The following is a 20,425-nucleotide window of genomic DNA, read 5'->3' on the forward strand; positions in this document are numbered from 1 at the left end:
GGGTGGAATGATGTACGACGAGCATTATGGCCTGACGGGTCGGCCGTTCCAGCTGACCCCCGATCCAGCCTTCTGGTTCGATACGGCGACGCATCGCAAGGCGATGGCCTATCTGGGCTATGGCTTGAGCCAGGGTGAGGGTTTCATCGTCATCACCGGATCGCCCGGTGCGGGCAAGACCACGCTGGTCGGTCATCTGATGGACACGATCGATCGCGAGCGGCTGAACGTCATCCGCATCGTGACGACTCAGGTTCAGGCGGAGGATCTGCTGCACCTCGTCGCCCAGGGGCTGGGCGCGGACACCACCGGTCTGGCCAAGGCACAGACGCTGGCGGCGATCGAGCGCGGACTTCACACCGTCGCGCGCAGCGGCAAGCGTACGCTGCTGATCGTCGACGAGGCGCAGGCGCTGCCGATGGAAAGCCTGGAGGAGCTGCGCATGCTCTCCAACTTCCAGGCGGGCGGCTATCCGCTGCTTCAGATCTTCCTGCTCGGCCAACCCGAATTCCGGTCGCTGTTCGCCGATCCGCGGCTGGAGCAGCTGCGCCAGCGCGTGATCGCGATGCACCAGCTTGACCCGATGGGGCCGGAGGAACTCGCGCCCTATCTGCTCCACCGTCTGTCGGTGGTGGGCGGCACTGGGCGCCCGCAGTTCGAAAAGGGCGCGGTCGATGCGATCCATGCCTGGTCGGGCGGTATTCCGCGCAAGGTCAACCAGCTGGCCGGCCGGGTGATGCTGTTCGGCGCGATCGAGCAGCTCGACAGCTTCAGCGCAGAGGATGTCGAGACGGTGATCGCCGATCTAGACAATGACACCGTCGTCGCCGGGCGGCCGCTGGCGGCCGCGGCCAATGCCGCGACGGGCAGTGCGGCGGCCACGGTCGAAGCCTACCCGCCAGTCACCGCAGCGGCAGCGCGCGAGGATACCGGGTCGTCGGTCGATCATGCCGCGATCGATGCGCTGCATGTGCGGATGGCGCGGCTTGAGGCGCGGCTTGAGGAACAGGATGCGGCGCTGCGTCGCGTGCTGACGCTGATGGTCGACTTCATCGAGGGCGAAGAACCCCCCAAGGGGATGGCGGCGCCACGGCGCGAGACCGCAGCCTGGCAATGACCGCCAACGCGCTTTCTGTCGACGTTGAGGACTGGTTTCAGGTCGGTGCGTTCGAAAAGGTGATCGCGCGCGGCGACTGGGATGGTCTCGACCATCGTGTCGAGGCGAATACCGACAAGGTGATCGAACTGTTCGATGGGGGCGGGGTCAAGGCGACCTTTTTCACGCTCGGTTGGGTCGCGGACAAATATCCCGCGCTGATGCGGCGCATCGTTGATGCGGGGCATGAGGTGGCGAGTCATGGCTGGGACCACCAGCGCGTGTTCAACCTCACGCCGGACCAGTTCCGCGACGACATCGTCCGCGCCCGAAAGGCGCTGGAGGATGCGAGCGGCCAGAAGGTGACTGGCTATCGCGCACCGAGCTTCTCGATCGATGTCCGCACCCCCTGGGCGCACGAGATCCTTGCCGAGCAGGGCTATGCCTATTCGTCGAGCGTCGCGCCGATCGGGCACGACCATTATGGCTGGACGGACGCGCCGCGCAGTGCGTTCCGGCCGGTTGCCGGCAGCGACCTGATCGAGCTACCGGTGACGACGGCGACCTTCCTGGGGCGTGAGATCACGACCGGGGGCGGCTTTTTCCGGCTGTTGCCGGGCAACGTCATCTATCGCGCGATCGATGCGCTCAATGGCGCTGGCAAGCCTGCGATCTTCTATTTCCATCCTTGGGAGGTTGATCCCGGCCAGCCGCGCGTCGCGAATGCGCCGCTCAAGTCGAAACTGCGGCATTATGCGCGGCTCGGCGCGATGGCGGGCAAGCTGCGCACATTGATGGGCCGGCACCGTTGGGACCGCACCGACCGCGTCGCGGCCGCCGAAGCGGCGAAGCTGCGGTGAATGCACCGGTGCGCCTGCCGATGACGAGCCTGCGCGTCGCCGATCTGGTTGACCCGGAGGAACGGTCGCGGATCGAGACGTTCGTCGAAGCGCATCCCGATGGGACGCCGTTCCACCTGCCCGCCTGGAGCGTGGCGGTCGAGAAGGGATGCGGGCAGAAGGCGCATTATCTGATCGCCGAGCGTGATGGTCAGGGCGTCGTCGGCGTGATGCCGCTGACGGAATTGCACTCGCCGCTGTTCGGGCGCGTCCTTGCCTCGGCCGGGTTCGGTGTGGGTGGAGGCATCCTTACCGACAAGCCCGAAGTGGCGCGGCAACTCGCCGATGCGTGCTGGACGCTTGCGGTGCGGCTGAGCTGCCCCAGCGCCGAGGTGCGCGGCGGACCATTGCCCGGCCCGGAATGGACGGTGGACGACAGCCATTATCTGGGTTTTGCACGCGACCTGGCGGCGGATGACGAGGCGGAGCTGCTCCAGATCCCGCGCAAACAGCGGGCCGAAGTGCGCAAGTCGCTGGGTTATGACCTCGACATTTCGGCGGGGCAGGAGGCTGCGGATGTCGCAGCTCATTATGCCGTCTATGCCGAATCGGTACGGAATCTGGGCACCCCGGTCTTTCCGCGACGCCTGTTCACGGAAATGTTGCACGAATTTGGCACAGCTGCCGACGTCCTGATCGTACGGGACGGGGGGAATGCGGTGGCTGGGGTATTGAGCCTGTACTGGCGCGGGACGGTCTATCCCTATTGGGGCGGTGGAACCGCGGACGCGCGCCGGCTGCGCGCCAATGACCGCATGTATTTCGAGCTGATGCGTCATGCGCGGAAACGCGGATGCACTCGTTTCGACTTCGGTCGCTCCAAGGTCGGCACCGGCGCTGCGGCGTTCAAGAAGAATTGGGGGTTCGAGCCGGAGCCTCTGGTCTATTACGACCGGGTGGCCGATGGCGCGGCGATCCGCGACGCCAACCCGCTCAACCCCAAATACCGGCTTCAAGTGGCGGTGTGGAGCAAGCTGCCGCTTGCCATCACCAACCGCGTGGGGCCGTGGATTTCCCGAGGCCTCGGCTGATGGGCGATATCCTGTTCCTCGCCCATCGCGTGCCGTTTCCGCCCGATCGTGGTGACAAGATCCGCGCCTTCAACCTGCTGCGCTACCTGTCGCGCCACAAGCGCGTTCACCTGATCGCGTTCGCCGACGATCCGGCGGACCTCAAACATCGCGGCGGCCTGGACAAGCTGACGGCAAGTCGAGAGATCATCTGGCGCGGCAAGGGACAGGCGACTGCGGGCGTGCAGGCGCTGATAGGGCGGCGGCCCTTCTCGCTGACGGCGTTCGATAACCCGGAATTGCGCAATGCGGTGACGTCGGCGCTGGCCAAGCGATCAATCGATACGATCTATGTCTTTTCCAGCCAGATGGCGCAGTATCTGCCGTCGAAGCCGCGCCAGCGCGTGGTGATGGATTTCGTCGACATGGATTCGGCCAAGTTCGCGACTTACGGCAAGACCACTAGTGGTTTCACCGGTTGGATGATGCGGCGCGAGGCGCGGTTGCTGGCTCAGTTCGAGAAAGCGGTAGCGGCGAAGGCGGATGCCAGCCTGTTCGTCAGCGAGGCGGAAGTGGGGCTGTTTCGCGAACGCTCCGGAGCGGAGCGTGTCCACGCGGTCGAGAACGGCATCGACACGGTGACCTTCGATCCGGCGGCACGGTTCGCCCAGATGGAGGCGGTGGCGCCGCTGATCGTTTTTACCGGTCAGATGGATTACCGCCCGAATATCGAAGGGGTGACCTGGTTCGTCGAGGCGGTGTTCCCGCATATCCGGCTTCGTCACCCCGAGGCGCAGTTCGCGATCGTCGGGCGCAAGCCGGATGCGGCGGTGCAGGCGCTGGCGAAGATCGACGGGGTGACCGTGACCGGCGAAGTCCCCGATGTGCGTCCCTGGCTGGCGGCGGCTTCGGTGGTGGTTGCGCCGTTGAAGCTTGCGCGCGGGGTGCAGAACAAGGTGCTGGAAGCGATGGCGATGGCGCGCCCGGTGGTTGCCTCTACGGCGGCGGCGACCGGGATCGATCATGGCGGCACGATCGAAATCGGCGAGGGCGTTGGCGGGATGGCCGATGCGGTCAACGCGCTGATCGCGGATCGCGCGCGCGGCGTTGAACTGGGCAAAGCGGCGCGACAGCGGGTGATCGATCTCTATGGCTGGGACGCCAAGCTTGCGGCGCTCGACCCCATCATGGGGTTCGGGCACGGGCGCAGCGGCCTGCATAGGCGCGGGAAGGCGGCGGCATGACGACGGCGTTGGCGAACGATGGTGTCGAAGCGCCTGCGGGCAGGTTCGACACGGTGTGGAAACGGCATGCGGCGCTCCTGGTGGGCGTGTGGGTGGTGCTGTTGCTGCTGTTCCATCGTGACGTCGCCGATCTGACGACGATCTACTGGACCAACACCACGTTCGGCCATTGCCTGTTTATCGCGCCGGTGGTGGGGTGGCTGGTGTGGCAACGCCGCGGGGACTTGCCGGCGGTACGTCCCGAGGCCTGGTGGCCGGGGTTGCTGGTGATCGGCGGAGGCGGGTTTGCCTGGCTGTTGGGCGACGCAGCGGGTGTGGCGTTGTTCCGCCATCTTGGGCTGGTCGTCATGTTGCAGGGCGCGGTGGTCGCGCTGCTCGGTCCCAATGTCGTCCGTGCCGTTCTCTTCCCGCTCGCCTACATGATCTTCCTCGTCCCCTTCGGCGGATCGCTGGAAAAGCCGCTTCAGGATCTGACGGTCGCGATCATGGTGCCGTTGCTCGACCTGTTCGGGGTGCCCGCGCATGTCGATGGGGTGCTGATCACCACACCCAACGGTTATTTCGAGGTGGCCGAAGCGTGTTCGGGATCCAAGTTCGTGATCGCGATGATCGCCTATGGTGCGTTGGTCGCGAACGTCTGTTACGTCAGCTGGACGCGTCGTGTGGCGTTCATGGCGGTGGCGCTGATCGTGCCGATCCTGGCCAATGGCGTGCGCGCGTTCGGGACGGTCTACGCCGCTTATCTGACCTCGGTTGAGGCCGCGACGGGCTATGATCATATCGTCTATGGTTGGTTCTTCTTTGGGGCGGTGATGGCGGGCGTGCTCGCGATCGGCTGGAAATGGTTCGACCGCGATCCCGATGCACCATGGTTTGATGCGGCGAAGCTTCAGCGGCGCTGGTGGGGCACCGCTCGGATGTCGGCGGTGGTCGCGCTGACCGGACTGTTCATCGTGAGCCTGTTTATGGCTTGGGGTGGGGCGATCGCATCACGCGCTGACACGCTGCCGGAGAAAGTTGCGCTGCCGCAGGTGGCGGGGTGGACGCAGATACCGTTGAGCAAGCGTGCGGAGTGGAAACCTAATTTCCCCGGTGCCGACCATTTCCTGATGGGCCGCTATTCGGACGGAATGGGCGCCGAGGTAGACCTTGTGCTCGCCATCTATGGCAGCCAGCGCGAGGGCAAGGAGCTGGTCGGCTTTGGCCAGGGCGCGATCCGCGAGAACGACAAATGGGTGCGGATCGAGGACCTTCCCGAGCTGGACGGCGGCAAGGCAATGCGGATGACCGCGCCCGGTCCGGTCGAGCGCGAGGTAGTGACCTGGTATCGCGTCGGTGACGCGCTGACACCGAGCGACTCACGGGTGAAGGCGGAGACGCTCAAGGCCAAGCTGCTGGGCGGCAAGCAGAGCGCGGTGGCGGTGATGGTCTCGGCCGAGAAGGGCGAACTGCCCACCCGCGCCGCGATCAAGCGCTTCCTGGGTGCAATTGGCCCGGTTGAGCAGGTTGCCGACCGCGCGACGCTTGCACCTTGACGCCATCCCCGCGAAAGCGGGAGCAATGTACGGGGTGGGAACGATCAGCTGATGTGCGGAATCGCGGGGCTATATTATCCGGGCGTGCCGAAGCCGGTTGAGCCGCTGCGCGTCAAGGCGATGGCGGATGCTTTGGCACATCGCGGGCCTGACGGATCCGGCGTGTGGACCGCGCCGGGTGTGGGGCTGGGGCATCGCCGCTTGTCGATCATCGATCTGGCCGGCGGCGCCCAGCCTATGGCGACGCCCGAAGGCGACGTGATCGTCAGTTATAATGGCGAGATCTACAATTTCCTGGAGGTTCGCGCCGAGCTGGAAGCGAAGGGCGCGCGCTTCACCAGCAACAGCGATACCGAAGTGTTGCTGCACGGCTGGCGCGTCTGGGGTCCGGCGATGCTGGACAAGCTCAACGGCATGTTCGCGATCGCGCTGTACGACGCCCGCGCGCAGTCGCTGCTGCTGGCGCGCGACCGGCTGGGGGTGAAGCCGCTTCACTATACCGAGCTGTCCGACGGTGCAGTGGCCTTCGCCTCGGAGATCAAGGGGTTGCTGGCGCATCCTCTGTTCCGGCGGCAACCCGATTTCAATGCGGTCGAGGATTTTCTGGGGCTTGGCTATGTGCCCGACGATGCGTCGGTGCTGGCCGGGGTGAAGAAGCTGCCGGCCGGGCACTATCTGCTGCTCGAACGCGGCAAGCCGGTGCCGGCGCCGAGCGAATGGTGGGACCTCGACTTCTCGAAGCGGACGAAGGGATCGGTGCGCGATCTCGAGGCCGAACTGATCGAGCATATGCGCGCGGCGGTGCGATCACGCATGATCGCCGACGTGCCGCTGGGTGCGTTTCTGTCGGGCGGCGTGGATTCGAGCGCGGTGGTGGCGCTGATGGCCGAGGCGAGCCGCAATGCGGTGAAGACCTGTACGATCGGCTTCGACGAGGCGGGCCATGACGAGCGGGTCTATGCGCGGGAGATCGCCGAGCGGTTCCGCACCGAACATCGGGTGAAGACCGTCGCCGCGGACGATTTCCAGCTGATCGACACGCTTGTCCACCATTTCGACGAGCCGTTCGCCGATGCGTCGGCGCTGGCGACCTATCGCGTGTGCGAACTGGCGCGCGAGACGGTGACGGTGGCGTTGTCGGGCGACGGGGCGGACGAGGCGCTGGCGGGATATCGTCGCTACAAGTTCCATGCCGCCGAGGAACGGGTGCGCGGCTTGCTGCCGGCAGCGGTGCGGCAGGGCGTGTTCGGGACGATCGGCAACCTCTATCCCAAGGCTGACTGGGCGCCACGTCCGCTCCGTGCCAAGACGACGCTGCTCGCGCTCGCCGAGGATTCAGGCGCGGCCTATGCCAAGGCGGTGGGGGTGACGGTGCCGTCGGTGCGCATGGGCCTCTACACCGACGCGGCGCGCGCGCAGCTGGGCGGGCATCGCGCCGAGAACCGCTATGTCGAGACGATGCGCAATGCGCCAGCGCGTGATGGGCTGGACCGTGCGCAATATGCCGATTTCAAGCACTGGCTGCCCGGCGACATCCTGACCAAGATGGACCGCACCAGCATGGCGGTGAGCCTGGAGGCACGCGAGCCGCTGCTCGACTATCGCTTCGTCGAGTTCGCCGCGACGATCCCCGCATCGATGCGGATCCGGGGCGGGCAGGGCAAATGGCTGATGAAGAAGGCGCTTGAGCCCTATTTGCCCAGGGACATTCTCTATCGCCCGAAAATGGGGTTCGTGACCCCGGTTTCGGCCTGGTTCCGTACGGCGCTGGCGGACGAGGCGGCGGCGCTATCGCGATCGGCGGTGCTGGCGGGCAGCGGCTGGTTCGAGCCCAAGGCGATCGCCCGCCTTGCCGAAGAGCACCGCAGCGGCCGCGCCGAACATGGGCGGACGCTGTGGCAGTTGATGATGCTCGAACGGAGTCTCGCCCGCTTGTTCGCCTAGGGGTGGCTCGCGCCCCAGAACGCCAGCGCGGCGTGGACGGTAAGCATCACCAGCGGGATCGTTGAGAGTGTGAAGAGCGTGAAGCGGATCGCGACGCGGTTGATCGTCACCTGAACGAGGCTGTGGGCGATACGCAGGATGACATAGGCCCAGGCGATCAGGACGTTGAGATTGTCGCCTTGGCCCATCAGCGCGAGCGTCAGGCAGATCGCGTAGAAGATCGTCGGCTGTTCCATCAGATGATTGTAATTGTCGGCCGGCCACTGACTTTTGGGCGGTACGATCTTCTTGAGATCGGGGCCGGTGCCGCCAGTGAGCTTGCCGATGTCGATTTTCGCGGCGCGCATCGCCGGGATACGGCGCGCGTAGAGCCATATCCACATGACGAGCGTCCAGCCGACCAGCGCGATCACCGGTCCCAGAATCTGTGCGTGCATCGATTATCCTCCCCCGAAGTCGGTCGCGTGAAGCTGCACCAGCATACGACACTTGAAAAGATTTCATTTCGCAACCGAGAGGGCATGGAAAGTCGGGGAGGATACACGATATAGGGCGCCTGTCCGCTGGCAGGGGGGGCTAGTATGAAGCGCGCATCCATCGTCGTCGCAGCAGCAGCGATCATCGTTACCCTTGCGATGGGCGTGCGCCAGGCGTTCGGCCTGTTCCTGCCTGACATGAGCGTCAGCTTGGGCATCGGCCGGTCGAGCTTCGGCCTCGCGCTCGCGCTCCAGAATCTGCTGTTCGGACTGGCCCAACCGTTTGTCGGCGCGCTCGCCGATAAACACGGCGCGGGCCGCGTCGTCGCGGTGGGTACCCTCGTCTATATCACCGGCCTGATCGGTGCGTCCCTGGCGACGAGCGCGATCGGCCTGCATTTGTCATTCGGTGTCCTGATCGGCGTGGCGCTGTCGGCGACCACCTTTGTCGTCGTGCTCGGCGCGGTCGGACGCGCGGTGCCGGCGGAGAAGCGCAGCGTGGCGTTCGGCATCGTCACCGCTGGCGGATCGCTGGGCCAGTTCCTGCTGGTGCCGACCGGGCAGCTGCTGATCGGCGAACTGGGTTGGCGGATGGCGCTGGTGGCGATGGCGGGCATCGTCGCGGCGGTGATGGTGCTGGCGATCGGGGTGGCGGGCAAACCGGCCGCGGCACAGACGGCGGCCGATGCTCCGACGCAATCGCTCAAGGAAGCGCTTGGCGAGGCGGCGGCGCATCGCGGCTTCTGGCTGCTTAATGCCGGCTTCTTCGTCTGCGGGTTCCACATCGCGTTCATCGCGACGCATTTCCCTGCCTATCTGACCGACAAGGGATTGGGCCTGTCGATCGGCGCCAACGCGCTGGCGCTGGTGGGGCTGTTCAACATCTTCGGATCGTATCTGTTCGGTATGTGGGGCGATAAGCGCAGCAAGAAATACCTGCTGAGCGGCCTCTATGCCGCGCGCAGCGTGGTGATGATTGCGTTCCTGGCGCTGCCGCTGACGCCGTTTACCGCACTTGCCTTTGCCGCAGCGATGGGGTTCCTGTGGCTCGGCACGGTGCCGCTGACCAGCGGGCTGATCGGGCAGATCTTCGGCATCCGCTACCTATCGACGCTGTACGGCATCGTGTTCCTGAGCCATCAGATCGGCAGCTTCTTTGGCGCATGGAGCGCAGGGCTGATGTTCGACCTGACGGGCAGCTATGACAGCATCTGGGTGGCGTCGGTCGTGCTGGGCTTTGCCGCCGCGGTCGTTCACGCTCCGATCCCCGACCGGCCGGTACCGCGGTTGAGGGAAGCCGCGACATGAAGGTGCTGAGCCTGATCGCGCTCGCGGCGGTGCTGGGCGGCGGCCTGTGGCTGTGGCAGCTGGTGGGTCCCGACGTGCTGCTGGGCGCAATGATCCAGTGGTGCGGTTGATCTAGGCAGCACTGACCGCCGGTTCCGCCTCGACTACCGCTTCGCCGCCGAGCACCCGCTGGCCGAGCGCCGTGACCAGTAGGGCGAGCGTGGCGGCGGCGGCGGAGACCCAGAAGCCGTTCTGCGCCCCGAAATGATCGACCACCCAGCCAGCGACGAACGCGCCCAGCGCCATGCCGATGCCGATACCGGTCATCACCCAGGTGATGCCCTCGGTCAAAACCTCGGGCGGCACGCGGCGTTCGACCAGACCGAAGGCGGTGATGAAGGTCGGCGAAACCGCCACACCGCTCAGGAAGATCGCGGCGGCGAGCGCGGGGACGCTGCCGACCAGCAGCAGGGGCAGGGTGGTGAGCAGCAGTACTGCCAGCACGACCAGCAACTGGCGATGCAGCGGGAAACGTAGATTGAGCGCGCCGAGGATCAGGCCGACGACGAAAGATCCGATCGCATAGACGCCGATGACAAGACTGGCGGCGCCTGGCTGGCCGAAGTCGCGGGTCAGCGCGACGGTGGTGACTTCGGCGGTTGCGAAGATCGATCCGACGAAGACCAGGGTGAGCGTGACCAGTTGGACCGGGCGCAGGAAGATGGCCGAGCGGTGGGTGTTGGTTTCGGTGACCCGGACCTTGGGCTCGGTCGCGCGCTGGAGGACGAAGGCGGTCATGCCGATCGCGAGGAGCAGGGTCGACATCAGCACGCCGGCTTCGGGGAATAGGGCGACGCTGAGTCCCACCGAGATCGAAGCGCCGGCGATATAGACCAACTCATCGGCGACGGATTCAAAGGCGAAGGCGGTGTTGAGTTCGGGCGTGTCGCGGAAAATCTCGGTCCAGCGGGCGCGGACCATCGCCGGCATGCTGGGCATCGCGGCGGCGGCGAGGGCGGAGGCGAAGAGCGTCCAGACAGGCCAGTCGAAGTGGGTGGCAAGCATCAGCAGCGTGAAGGCGATGACTGCGATCGTGGTGGCGGGGACCAGCAGCCGGCTCTGCCCGTAGCGGTCGACGAGGCGCGAGATCTGGGGCGCGGCCACAGCGTTGGTCAGGGTGAAGGTCGCGGCGACGGCACCGGCGAGCCAATAGCCGCTGCCCGATTGCGCCATCATCGTGACGATCCCGATCGGCGCCATCGCGATCGGCAGACGGGCGACGAAGCCGGCAGCAGCGAAGCCTCTGGTTCCGGGTGCGCGGAAAATCTCGCGATAGGCTGAAAACATGGCGCTCACTCTCGTCACTGGAAATGCAGGCCTTTACGGCTTACATACGGTTCGTATGCGAGTGAGGTGGTGACATACGCTACGTATGTCAATGCACCGATCCGGAAAAAAGTTCGAGGACGAAGATGTCGCGCAGAACGCGCCCCGAGATGATTGCCGAAACCCGTGCCAAGCTGATCGCGGCGGCGCGCGAGGCCTTTACCGAACATGGCTATGCCGAGGCATCGATGGACGAACTGACCGCCGCCGTCGGGCTGACGCGCGGCGCGCTCTACCATCATTTTGGGGGGAAGCAGGGCCTGCTGGAGGCGGTAATCGCGCAAATCGACGACGAGATGGCCGAGCGGCTCAAGGGGGTCGCTGCGGCAGCACCGAGCCGTTGGGAAGGGCTGGTGGCGGAGAATATCGGCTATATCGAGCTGGCGCTGGAGCCTGGCGTGCAGCGGATCATGCTGCGCGACGGTCCGGCGGTGCTGGGCGATCCGGCCAACTGGCCAGGCGCGCTTGCCTGTATCGCGTCGATCCGGCGGAGCGTCGAGCAGCTCCAGGCCGATGGCGTGGTGCGAGCGGAGATCGATGCCGAGGCGGCGGCGAGGATGATTACCGGCTCCTCTACCGACGCGGCGATGTGGATCGCCAATTCGCCGGATCCCGCCGAAACCTCGCGCCGCGCGATCCCGGCGTTCAAGGCGATGCTGGAAGGGCTGCTCGCTCGCGCTGCGTGATTGCACTGCGGCGGCGCGCGACGTAGCAAGGAGGCGGAGCAGCATGGCTACAAGGTTTAAGGTGCGAGTCGCACCTGCCGATTTCGGGACCACTTGCTTCGTGTGTTGTGCTGTTCCAACTGTCTCCTGAGCTGCGGTGCCATATCCCTTCGACCTTCGCCGAGTTCAAAGCCGCGCGGCGCTGATCCGCGCGCTGGGGATTGATGACGCCAGCCTGGATGCAGTGATCGCCTTCGATCCGCCGCCGCCATATGGCAGCGCCGAATATAGTGCGAACGCGGACATTTTTCGTGGCGCTGCCTCGATCTTCGTTCGTCACGACATTCCCAAGCGCGATCCCGCCCGTGGCTATCGAACCGTGTGGGAAGCGGCGTTCCTGAACAATGAGTACAAGGCGCTGGCACGCCGGCTCGATTCCTTCTTCCGGCTGACGCTTAGTGGTTATCCGCACGACCGCGCCTTCGGCTATTATCCCGGCCGCAATATCCGTGAGAATGCGCAGGCACATGCCGGGCACAAACATCTGCTCGCGCTCGACATCACCAGCTTCTTTCCGTCGATCTCCGAGACACGGATCGAGGGGCTGTTCGCGGGACTAGGTGTCGAAGCCGAGGTGGCGAAGCTGCTCGGCGGGTTTGTGACCATCGGCGGGGCATTGCCGCTGGGATTGCCGACGAGCCCTGCGCTGTCGAATGCGATCCTGGTGCCGCTCGACATCGAATTGCAGGCGATGGCGAAGGCGACGGGAGTGACCTATTCCCGCTATGCCGACGATTTGAGCTTTTCTGCCAACGGCCCATTGCCTGAGGTTGAGGTGATCCGGGGATATATCGAGCGGCACGGTTTCGAGCTGGCGGACGCGAAGACGCGACGCTCGAAGATTGGCCAGGCGCATTATGTAACGGGCCTTAGCATCAGTGACCCCGTTCGTCCGCATGTGCCCAGAGCGCGGAAGCGCACGTTGCGGCAGGAACTTTATTATGCCGGGAAGTTCGGGCTCGACGGGCATTTCGCGCATCTGGGGATCCGTGATTCCCAGCGCTTGCAGGAGGAGGTCAACCGGCTCGACGGCCTGGTGAAGTTCGTCGCGCATCACGAGCCGGGTCTGTCCGCGCGTCTGAAGACCGATTGGGCCGCAGCCTTGCGTGCCGCCGGCATGCGGTCCGCCTTTGCCCCCAAGAATCAGCAGCGTAGTCCGTTCCACCTGTTCATTGACGAAGCCGAGTTGGTGCGCGACGGGCAAAAGATACTCGCGCTGGGGATTGCGGTGACGCAGTACACCCAGCGGATTGTCACCGAAACGCGGGAGATTCTGGCAGCGACGCTGGAGGATCTGTGGGCGGCAGGCAATCTTCAAGCGATCGAGAAGAAGGGGATGCATTTCGCCGACGCGACCGAGGATCTGCGGCTCGATTATGTGAAGCGGCTCGAGCAGATGCCGTTCGAGGGTTTCGTCGCCTTCGCCGTTTGCGCTGACCCCGCTGACTATCAGGCGACCTATGTGCGGTTGCTGCGCGCGTTGGTCTCGCGGCGCCTCAAGGCGGCCGAAAGCCGCTCCGCGACCCTGTATTTCGAAGAGAATGACAAGGTTTCGCGCGAGGCGATCAGGGCCTGTGTCGCGGACGCCTATGACGCGCTGAGACAGAGCAGGGACCGCCATCCGCTGATGATCGACATCCAGTTCGTGTCCAAGCCGGACCTGCGTGTCAGCGTCCCCGATTTCTTGTTGGGCGTGCTCGGCAAATATCTGCAATCGAAGCCGGTCGCCGAGGGGAAACCGGAATCGCGAGACCGGCTGATGTTCGAGCGGTTGCGCGACAAGCTTCGCGTGATCGTCGATCTCGATCAGGGGGTGGAATATTCGCGGCGTAACCCCATCGAACCCTGGACGCCCTAGCGACGGGTAGAGGGCGCGCTTCGTCCGTGGCAGAAGCGCGCCATTCGACTCGGAAGGATTGGCGATGAAGACCTTGTTCGCGGCACTGGCTACCGTGGTGATGGCTGCTGGCGGCTCCGCGTTGGCGAAGCAACAAACCGCGGACGTAGTGATCCGCAACGTGACCGTGATCGATGTCGAACATGCCAAACCGGTGGCCGGACAGGCGGTGGTGGTGCGCGGCGAGGATATCGTCGCGGTGGGTCCGGACGCACGGATCGCACGCGAGTGGCGCGCCACGCGTTCGATCGACGGCAAGCGCCGCTTCCTGATCCCTGGGCTGTGGGACATGCATGTCCATTTCGGCGGTGGACCCGAGCTGATCGAGGAGAACAAGGCGCTGCTGCCACTGTATGTCGCGCACGGCATCACCGCGATCCGCGACGCGTCGGGCGATCTGCCCGATCAGGTACTGAACTGGCGCGGCGAGATTGCGAACGGCGAATTGTTCGGGCCGCATCTGATGACCTCGGGCGCCAAGATCGAGGGGCTGGCGCCGATTTGGAAAGGCACGATCGAGACGGGGAGCGAGGCGGATATCGATCGCGCGCTTGACCGGCTTCAGCAGCGCGACAAGGTTGATTTCGTCAAGATCACAGACAGCACGCTGAAGCCCGAGCTGTTCCTCTATGCGCTGCGCCAGGCGAAGGCGCGGGGGCTGCGGACGTCCGGGCATATCCCGATGGCGCTGACCGTCGGTCAGGCGGTGGACGCCGGGATCAGCTCGATCGAGCATCTCGATTATGCCTACAAGGCGGGGGCGAAGGACGAAGCCCTGATCGCGGCCGAGTTTGCGGCGGGACGCATCGACCGGGCCGAAGCGAACCGTCGGCTGGCGGCGGGGTTCGATGCCACGACCGCGATGGCGGCGTATCGCAACTTCGCGGCGAAGGGCGTGTTCGTGACGCCGACGCTGAATGGCAGCCGGATCGTCGCCTGGCTCGACCAGGACGATCACAAGAACGATCCCTATCTCGCCTATATCGGGCCAAAGCTACGCAAGACCTATGACTGGCGGGTCCAGCGTGCCGCGCAGGCCGATGCCGCTGCGATCGCGGCGCGCCATGCGCACATCGACCGGATGGGCGCGATCCTTCCGCTGCTCCAGAAGGCAGGCGTGACGATCATCGCGGGGACGGATGCGGGTTTTCTCAACTCCTACAACTATCCCGGCATCGGTTTGCATGACGAACTGTCGGTGTTCGTGAAATACGGGCTGACCCCGGCTCAGGCGCTGTCGGCGGCGACGCGCGCGGGGCCGGCGTGGTTCGGCAAGCTCGATCGTTATGGCGCGATTCGGCCGGGAATGGCGGCGGACCTAGTGCTGCTCGACCAGGATCCGCTGCGGGATATCGCGGCGACACGGGCGATCCGCACGGTGGTGATGAATGGCAAGACCTATGACCGCGCCGCGCTGGATGCGATGCTGGCGGAGGCTCGGGGCAAGGTCGCGGCATGGAATGCGGCGGAGGGGAAGTGAGCTGAGCGATCGGCTGATTTTGTTGTTCGTCGAACAGAAATGGGGTTTGGTCAAAGCGTAACGCGCGAGCCATCTTGGATGACTACACATGTAGTCGTTCAAGTGGAGAGGCAATCTATGAAAATCGCATATGCAGTCACCGCCTTGTTCCTGGCGCCCCTGTTCGCGTCGTCCGCGCTGGCGTCGAACGCGCCGGCACAGGTAGCCGTAACGGCGGCGAGCGAGGCGGAGATCAAGGCCGCGTCGGTGCCGGTGGAGAACTATATCAAGGCGCTGCAGACCAGCAGCATCGACTATGCGCGGCTGGCCTTTCACAAGGATGCGCGGATGATCGGGAACGGGCGCAACGGCTATATCTCGATGCCGATCGAGGAGTGGATGAAGGGGCTGACCGGTACCCCCAACGCGGACGAGGCACAGCGCAAACGGAGCTTCCGGATCCTCGACCTGACTGCGACGACGGGCGTTGCTCGGGTCGAGTTGATCTATCCTGGCGTGACGTTCATCGACCATATGCCGTTGTTGAAAGTCGATGGACAATGGAAGATCATGAACAAATTCTTCCATGCCATTCGCCCGCCGGCGGCGGCGAACTAGGCGCGGTCCGCTAGCGCTCGGTGAGGCGCGGCATCAGCTCGACGAAGTTGCAGGGCTTGTGGCGGCTGTCGAGCTGATGCGCGAGGATGCCGTCCCACCCATCGCGCACCGCGCCGGTCGAACCGGGGAGGGCGAAGATGTAGGTGCCACGCGCGACGCAGGCGGTGGCGCGCGACTGGATCGTCGAGGTGCCGATCTTGGCGTAGCTGAGAAAGCGGAACAGCTCGCCGAATCCAGGAATCATCTTGTCGGCGACGCGTTCGAGCGCCTCGGGCGTCACATCGCGCCCGGTTACCCCCGTGCCCCCGGTCGTAATCACGCAGTCGACGCTCTCGTCATCGATCCAGGCGTGGAGCTTGCCGACGATCAGATCGGGGTCGTCGGGGACGATTGCGCGGTCGGCGAGGTCATGGCCGGCACCGGTTAGCAATTCGACGAGTGTGTCGCCGGACCTGTCATCGGCATGCGTGCGGGTATCGGAGACGGTGAGTACCGCGATCCGCACCGGACGGAACGCGGCATCAGGGTCAATTGGCACTGGCGGTGCTCGGTATGCTCGCGACCGTGGCCTGAACGCGCACCGAACCGCCGCCGTTGCGGCCAGGCACCTTGGGCCACAGCCCCTGCGCGATCGCCGAACGGCTCGCGCTCTCACGGCCGTCGTTCTTCTCGTACATCCAGTAGTTGCGCAGCACGGTCATGACGTAGCCGCGCGTCTCCCAATAGGGGATGCTCTCGATATAGAGGAGCGGATCGCCATTATCGCGGATCTGGTAGTTCCAGTTGGTCACCGGGGTCGGTCCGGCATTGTACGCCGCGATCACCTTGGGCAGCAGCCCGCCCGTGAAGCTCTGGTCGCGCAGCTGCTCGATATAGGATTGGCCGACTTCCATGTTGGTCGAGGGGCGCGACAGGTCGCCGCGGCCGATGGTGACGCCGCGGCGGCGGCCGACATCGATCGCGGCGCCGCTCTTGATCTGCATCAGACCATAGGCGCCGGCGGGGCTTTCGACCGTGCGATTGAAGCGCGATTCCTGGAGCGTGTGGGCGAACACCAGCGACTTGTCGATCCGCCAGCCGCCGTCGGGCGTCCAGTCGGGGGCGGGGTAGCGCGCTTCTTCAAGTGGGCTGGCGCCGGGCGGGCAGTTATGGGTGAGCCAGAGCTGGGTCGCGGGCAGCGCGAGCCGTGCGGCCAGGCGGGTAAGGGCGGCATGCTCGCGCGCGTCGCCGATCCGGGCCTGATAGCGGATCACGTCGGAGGCGAGATTATCCTCGCCGATTTCGACCAGCGCCGCGGCGACGCGGACATTGGGCCGTCGCTCGATCGCCTTCCAGTCGGACGACACGAACTTCTCCGGGCGGACCGCGGTTTCCTTCATGCCGAGCATCTGTCGTGCGAGCAGGCCATAGAAGGTCTCGCCATGCTGAGCGGCGTTCTTGAGACGGGCACTGACTAGATCGGGGCGGCCGCACGCCATGTCGGCGCGGCTTGCCCAATAGAGGCCAGCGGTGCGTTTCTCGATATCGACGGCGCGTTGGGCGACCGAGGTGAAGGCTGCCTGTGCTGTGGCACAGTCCTTTTGCCGCCACGCGGCGAGACCTTGAACCCAGTCGGCCAGCGGGGCGAATTCGCCGCTTCCGACCTGCGCCTTGGCGGCGACGCGCTGTGCGTCGGCGTCGCGGCCGGTGGTGTAGTACATCCAGGCGACGCGCTGGCGCCATTCGGTGAGGACTTCAGGTGAAAGCTCGGGGCCGCGCGTCTCGATCACGGCTTCGGCGCCGGTGGCGTCATCGGCCTTGATCAGCGGCTGCATCGCCAGAACGACCTGCATCGCGGCGGCGTCTGCCGCCGGGGTGGCTTTGTAGCGGACGCGGGCAGGGGCGGCGTTGTGCCACACCATGCGCTGCGCGACCGGCAGTGCCGGAAGGTCGATCGCGCCACGGGTGCGGGCGAGGCGGGCGAGCTGTTCGGCCTGCGGGAGTTCCGGGGCCTCGCCAAGCAAGGCGATGAGCTGGGGAAGCTCGGCCCTGGGCGAACCCTTGGCGAGATAGAGTTCGGCGCGCGCGGTGGCGTGGAGCAGACCGGGGCGCATCGCATCGAGGCGGAGCTGGGCGTCAGACCAGCGCTGCTCACGGATTGCGGTGAAGACGGCGCGATAGGAGTCGCGTTCCGACGAGTCGAGTTGCGAGGGGACGCCGTCGCCGCCCTCGCGCTTCTCGACGCGTTCGCCCGCCTTTTCGTCGGCGGCGTACGCCAGGGTCGGCAGGGTCAGCGCGATGGCGGTGGCGGTAAGCAGGATACGCGGGTTCACTTGGCTTGCCCCTCAAGAAGCAACTGCAGGTCTTTCCAGGCGTCGGCCTTCGCGGCGGGTCTGGTCAGCAGGAACCGCGGATGGAAGGTCGCGACCATCAGCGATTGTCCATTCTCCTGGTTAACGGGCTGTAAACGACCGCGCTGGACGCCGCCATCGGCCCCGAGCACCGCACGGCTCACCGTCTGGCCGAGCAGAAGCAGCCTTTTCGGCTCGGTGAGGGCGATGTGGTGCCGGATCAATTCACCCAGCCGCGCCTCGGCATCGCGTGGGACCGATCCGGTGATCGGGCGCGCGGCGCAGAGGGGGGCGAAATAGACGGAGTCGCGATCAAGACCGATCGCGGCGAGCATCCGGTCGAACAGGCGTCCGGCTGGGCCGGCGAGCAACGATGGGGTTTCGCCCTCCGATTCGTGGCCAGATTCGGGGAAGTCGGTGATGACCATCAGCGGAGCTGCAGGATTGCCCGTGGGAGCGACGATCCGTTCGACCCACGTCGATTCGGGTGCGCCGCTGCCGAAACGCCAGTCGATGAACGCCTCAAGCGTCGCGGGGAGCGGAACTTCCGGCTCCGGCTCGGCCAGCGCGACGGGCTGAGGCCCGTTCGACGCTACGGCAGGTGCGGCTTCGCGTGCTGTCCAGTCGCGGGGATCGTCGTCCACGAGCATGTCCACGCCCGCGTCGCGCCACCATTCCAGTGCGCTGGCGGCTTCGGCCCGCCAATCCATTACCCCCGAACTGCCCATGGATTTCACAGAGTCATGCCTTGACGCCACCGTCAATCTACCGCCATCGGGGGAGGGACAGGACGCGCCGCAGATGCGACGACATGTGCAGGTCGAGTCCCCGAGGGGAGACAGAATGTGAGCGAACGCGAGTCGATGCCATACGATGTCGTGATCGTCGGCGCCGGGCCCGCAGGGCTGGCCGCGGCGATCCGGCTGAAGCAGCTTGCCGCCGAGGCCGGCGGCGAAATCAGCGTGTGCATCTTGGAAAAAGGGTCCGAGGTCGGCGCGCATATTCTTTCGGGTGCGGTGATCGACCCGCGCTCGCTCGACGAGCTGCTGCCGGAGTGGCGCGAGCAGGGCTGCCCGCTGGCGCAGGTGCCGGTCAACGACAACCAGCACTGGCTGCTCAGCAAGTCCGGCAAGTGGGACGTCCCTCACTTCATCGTGCCCAAGTTCATGCACAATGAGGGCACCTATACCGGCAGCCTGGGCAATTTGTGCCGATGGCTGGCCGAGCAGGCCGAAGGGTTGGGGGTCGAGATCTTCCCGGGCTTCGCCGCCGCCGAGATTCTCTATAACGAGGACGGATCGGTAAAGGGTGTCGCGACCGGCGACATGGGCGTGGCACGCGACGGTACGCGCAAGCCCGACTACCAGCCCGGCCTGGAGTTGCATGCGCGCTACACCTTCTTTGGCGAGGGCGTGCGCGGGCATCTGTCCAAGCAGATCGAGCGCCAGTTCAACCTGCGCGACGGCGTCGAGCCGCAAATCTACGGCATCGGCATCAAGGAGCTGTGGGATATCGACCCCGCGCTGCACGAGCCGGGCCGCGTGATCCACACCCAGGGCTGGCCGCTCAACGAGACGCGCGGATCGAACGGCGGCGGGTTCCTCTATCACCAGGCCAATGGGCAGGTGGCGCTGGGGTTCGTGACCTGGCTCAACTACACCAACCCCTATCTCTCGCCCTTCCACGAGATGCAGCGCTGGAAGACGCATCCGGCGATCGCGGAAATCCTGAAGGGCGCCAAGCGCGTGTCGTACGGCGCGCGGGCGATCAGCGACGGCGGCCTTCAGTCAATCCCCAAGCTGACCTTCCCCGGCGGCGTGCTGATCGGCGACAGCGCGGGCTTCCTGAACGTGCCGCGGATCAAGGGCACGCACACCGCGATGAAGAGCGGCATGCTCGCGGCCGAGGCGGCGTTCGCGGCGGTGCAGGCGGACCGGATGGGCGACGAGCTGACGGCATACACCGAAGGCTTCGAAGCGAGCTGGATGCACAAGGAGTTGAGCATCGTCCGCAACGTCGTGCCGCTGGTGAAGAAGTTCGGCGACATGGTCGGATCGGGCCTCGCCAACGTCACCATGTTCCTGGAGAGCTGGGGCGTGAAGATGCCCTTCACCCTGGGTCACAAGCCCGATCATGAGAGCCTGTGGCGCAAGGATCTGGTCCAGCCGATCGACTATCCCAAGCCCGATGGCGTGTTGAGCTTCGATCGCCTCTCGTCGGTGTTCCTGTCGAACACCAATCATGAGGAGGATCAGCCGATCCACCTGACGCTCAAGGACCCGGACATCCCGGTCGAGTACGACCTGCCGCTGTATGACGAGCCGGCGCAGCGTTATTGCCCTGCGGGCGTTTACGAGATCGTGGGCGAGGCCGAAGGGATGCCGAAGTTCGTGATCAATGCTCAGAACTGCGTCCACTGCAAGACGTGCGACATCAAGGATCCCACCCAGAACATCAACTGGGTGGTGCCGGAGGGCGGTGGAGGACCGAACTATCCCAACATGTAAGCGCCTGTTCCT

The 20,425-nt window shown here is 65.4% G+C and carries 17 protein-coding genes; 12 read left to right on the plus strand and 5 right to left on the minus strand.

All coding sequences use genetic code 11. The features are described 5' to 3' along the window. Positions 1–10 precede the first annotated feature (10 nt). The 6 genes from AC07M1_RS09600 to AC07M1_RS09625 are packed head-to-tail and all read left to right on the plus strand — an operon-like array spanning position 11 to position 7,728. Positions 11–1,117, plus strand: coding sequence for an ExeA family protein (locus tag AC07M1_RS09600; RefSeq protein WP_495162319.1), 1,107 nt, complete (start codon positions 11–13; stop codon positions 1,115–1,117). Beyond that, positions 1,114–1,956, plus strand: coding sequence for an XrtA system polysaccharide deacetylase (locus tag AC07M1_RS09605; RefSeq protein WP_495162320.1), 843 nt, complete (start codon positions 1,114–1,116; stop codon positions 1,954–1,956). Before AC07M1_RS09600 ends, AC07M1_RS09605 begins: the two co-directional genes overlap by 4 nt. Next, entirely contained in the window at positions 1,953–3,026 is a 1,074-nt protein-coding gene (locus AC07M1_RS09610) for a FemAB family XrtA/PEP-CTERM system-associated protein (RefSeq protein ID WP_495162321.1), read from the plus strand. Before AC07M1_RS09605 ends, AC07M1_RS09610 begins: the two co-directional genes overlap by 4 nt. Next, positions 3,026–4,249, plus strand: coding sequence for a TIGR03087 family PEP-CTERM/XrtA system glycosyltransferase (locus AC07M1_RS09615; protein ID WP_495162322.1), 1,224 nt, complete (start codon positions 3,026–3,028; stop codon positions 4,247–4,249). Before AC07M1_RS09610 ends, AC07M1_RS09615 begins: the two co-directional genes overlap by 1 nt. Then, on the plus strand, positions 4,246–5,784 hold the full coding sequence (gene xrtA, locus AC07M1_RS09620; protein ID WP_495162323.1) for an exosortase A: 1,539 nt from the start codon (positions 4,246–4,248) through the stop codon (positions 5,782–5,784). The genes AC07M1_RS09615 and xrtA overlap by 4 nt, the downstream gene beginning before the upstream one ends. Before the next feature lie 51 nt (positions 5,785–5,835). Beyond that, positions 5,836–7,728 (plus strand): XrtA/PEP-CTERM system amidotransferase, encoded by a 1,893-nt coding sequence (locus AC07M1_RS09625; RefSeq protein ID WP_495162324.1) that lies wholly within the window; start codon positions 5,836–5,838, stop codon positions 7,726–7,728. Here the strand turns inward: AC07M1_RS09625 and AC07M1_RS09630 are convergent. Continuing rightward, complete coding sequence (locus AC07M1_RS09630) at positions 7,725–8,165, minus strand: MAPEG family protein (RefSeq protein ID WP_495162325.1); 441 nt, start codon at positions 8,163–8,165, stop codon at positions 7,725–7,727. The two genes, AC07M1_RS09625 and AC07M1_RS09630, sit on opposite strands and share 4 nt — an antisense overlap. A 144-nt stretch (positions 8,166–8,309) precedes the next feature. Here AC07M1_RS09630 and AC07M1_RS09635 point away from each other — a divergent pair, with 144 nt between their 5' ends. Next, positions 8,310–9,512 (plus strand): MFS transporter, encoded by a 1,203-nt coding sequence (locus tag AC07M1_RS09635; protein WP_495162326.1) that lies wholly within the window; start codon positions 8,310–8,312, stop codon positions 9,510–9,512. A 111-nt stretch (positions 9,513–9,623) separates the two neighbouring features. On the opposite strand, the gene AC07M1_RS09640 is transcribed toward AC07M1_RS09635, so the two are convergent. Beyond that, positions 9,624–10,838, minus strand: coding sequence for an MFS transporter (locus AC07M1_RS09640; protein ID WP_495162841.1), 1,215 nt, complete (start codon positions 10,836–10,838; stop codon positions 9,624–9,626). Positions 10,839–10,963: 125 nt separating this feature from the next. Here AC07M1_RS09640 and AC07M1_RS09645 point away from each other — a divergent pair, with 125 nt between their 5' ends. The 4 genes from AC07M1_RS09645 to AC07M1_RS09660 all read left to right on the plus strand — a co-directional run bounded on the left by AC07M1_RS09645 (position 10,964) and on the right by AC07M1_RS09660 (position 15,576). Next, on the plus strand, positions 10,964–11,563 hold the full coding sequence (locus AC07M1_RS09645) for a TetR/AcrR family transcriptional regulator (protein WP_495162327.1): 600 nt from the start codon (positions 10,964–10,966) through the stop codon (positions 11,561–11,563). Between the two features lie 136 nt (positions 11,564–11,699). Next, the gene (locus AC07M1_RS09650; protein ID WP_495162328.1) at positions 11,700–13,460 is read left to right on the plus strand and encodes a reverse transcriptase family protein; all 1,761 of its coding nucleotides are present in this window, start codon (positions 11,700–11,702) and stop codon (positions 13,458–13,460) included. A gap of 64 nt (positions 13,461–13,524) precedes the next feature. Continuing rightward, a complete protein-coding gene (locus AC07M1_RS09655) occupies positions 13,525–14,979 on the plus strand; it encodes an amidohydrolase family protein (protein WP_495162329.1) in 1,455 nt (484 codons plus the stop codon). A gap of 117 nt (positions 14,980–15,096) precedes the next feature. Beyond that, on the plus strand, positions 15,097–15,576 hold the full coding sequence (locus AC07M1_RS09660; protein ID WP_495162330.1) for a nuclear transport factor 2 family protein: 480 nt from the start codon (positions 15,097–15,099) through the stop codon (positions 15,574–15,576). A gap of 10 nt (positions 15,577–15,586) precedes the next feature. On the opposite strand, the gene moaB is transcribed toward AC07M1_RS09660, so the two are convergent. The 3 genes from moaB to AC07M1_RS09675 are packed head-to-tail and all read right to left on the minus strand — an operon-like array spanning position 15,587 to position 18,616. Then, positions 15,587–16,114, minus strand: coding sequence for a molybdenum cofactor biosynthesis protein B (gene moaB / locus AC07M1_RS09665; RefSeq protein WP_495162331.1), 528 nt, complete (start codon positions 16,112–16,114; stop codon positions 15,587–15,589). Further along, positions 16,104–17,888, minus strand: coding sequence for a lytic transglycosylase domain-containing protein (locus tag AC07M1_RS09670; RefSeq protein WP_495162332.1), 1,785 nt, complete (start codon positions 17,886–17,888; stop codon positions 16,104–16,106). Before AC07M1_RS09670 ends, moaB begins: the two co-directional genes overlap by 11 nt. Beyond that, positions 17,885–18,616 carry a uracil-DNA glycosylase gene (locus AC07M1_RS09675; RefSeq protein WP_495162333.1) on the minus strand — a complete coding sequence of 244 codons (732 nt, stop codon included), beginning with the start codon at positions 18,614–18,616 and terminating at the stop codon, positions 17,885–17,887. Before AC07M1_RS09675 ends, AC07M1_RS09670 begins: the two co-directional genes overlap by 4 nt. A gap of 135 nt (positions 18,617–18,751) precedes the next feature. On the opposite strand from AC07M1_RS09675, the gene AC07M1_RS09680 reads away from it, so the two are divergent. Then, a complete protein-coding gene (locus tag AC07M1_RS09680) occupies positions 18,752–20,413 on the plus strand; it encodes an electron transfer flavoprotein-ubiquinone oxidoreductase (RefSeq protein ID WP_495162334.1) in 1,662 nt (553 codons plus the stop codon). The last annotated feature ends 12 nt before the right edge of the window (positions 20,414–20,425 follow it).

The organism is Sphingomonas sp. GW821-FHT10C01 (assembly GCF_059415525.1).

What these genes read in the sequence shown, in the direction of transcription:
- AC07M1_RS09600 (WP_495162319.1), top strand. Translation starts at nt 11, where the DNA reads ATGTACGACGAGCATTATGGCCTGACGGGTCGGCCGTTCCAGCTGACC.
- AC07M1_RS09605 (WP_495162320.1), top strand. Translation starts at nt 1,114, where the DNA reads ATGACCGCCAACGCGCTTTCTGTCGACGTTGAGGACTGGTTTCAGGTC.
- AC07M1_RS09615 (WP_495162322.1), top strand. Translation starts at nt 3,026, where the DNA reads ATGGGCGATATCCTGTTCCTCGCCCATCGCGTGCCGTTTCCGCCCGAT.
- xrtA (WP_495162323.1), top strand. Translation starts at nt 4,246, where the DNA reads ATGACGACGGCGTTGGCGAACGATGGTGTCGAAGCGCCTGCGGGCAGG.
- AC07M1_RS09625 (WP_495162324.1), top strand. Translation starts at nt 5,836, where the DNA reads ATGTGCGGAATCGCGGGGCTATATTATCCGGGCGTGCCGAAGCCGGTT.
- AC07M1_RS09630 (WP_495162325.1), bottom strand. Translation starts at nt 8,165, where the DNA reads ATGCACGCACAGATTCTGGGACCGGTGATCGCGCTGGTCGGCTGGACG.
- AC07M1_RS09635 (WP_495162326.1), top strand. Translation starts at nt 8,310, where the DNA reads ATGAAGCGCGCATCCATCGTCGTCGCAGCAGCAGCGATCATCGTTACC.
- AC07M1_RS09640 (WP_495162841.1), bottom strand. Translation starts at nt 10,838, where the DNA reads ATGTTTTCAGCCTATCGCGAGATTTTCCGCGCACCCGGAACCAGAGGC.
- AC07M1_RS09645 (WP_495162327.1), top strand. Translation starts at nt 10,964, where the DNA reads ATGTCGCGCAGAACGCGCCCCGAGATGATTGCCGAAACCCGTGCCAAG.
- AC07M1_RS09655 (WP_495162329.1), top strand. Translation starts at nt 13,525, where the DNA reads ATGAAGACCTTGTTCGCGGCACTGGCTACCGTGGTGATGGCTGCTGGC.
- AC07M1_RS09660 (WP_495162330.1), top strand. Translation starts at nt 15,097, where the DNA reads ATGAAAATCGCATATGCAGTCACCGCCTTGTTCCTGGCGCCCCTGTTC.
- AC07M1_RS09675 (WP_495162333.1), bottom strand. Translation starts at nt 18,616, where the DNA reads ATGGATTGGCGGGCCGAAGCCGCCAGCGCACTGGAATGGTGGCGCGAC.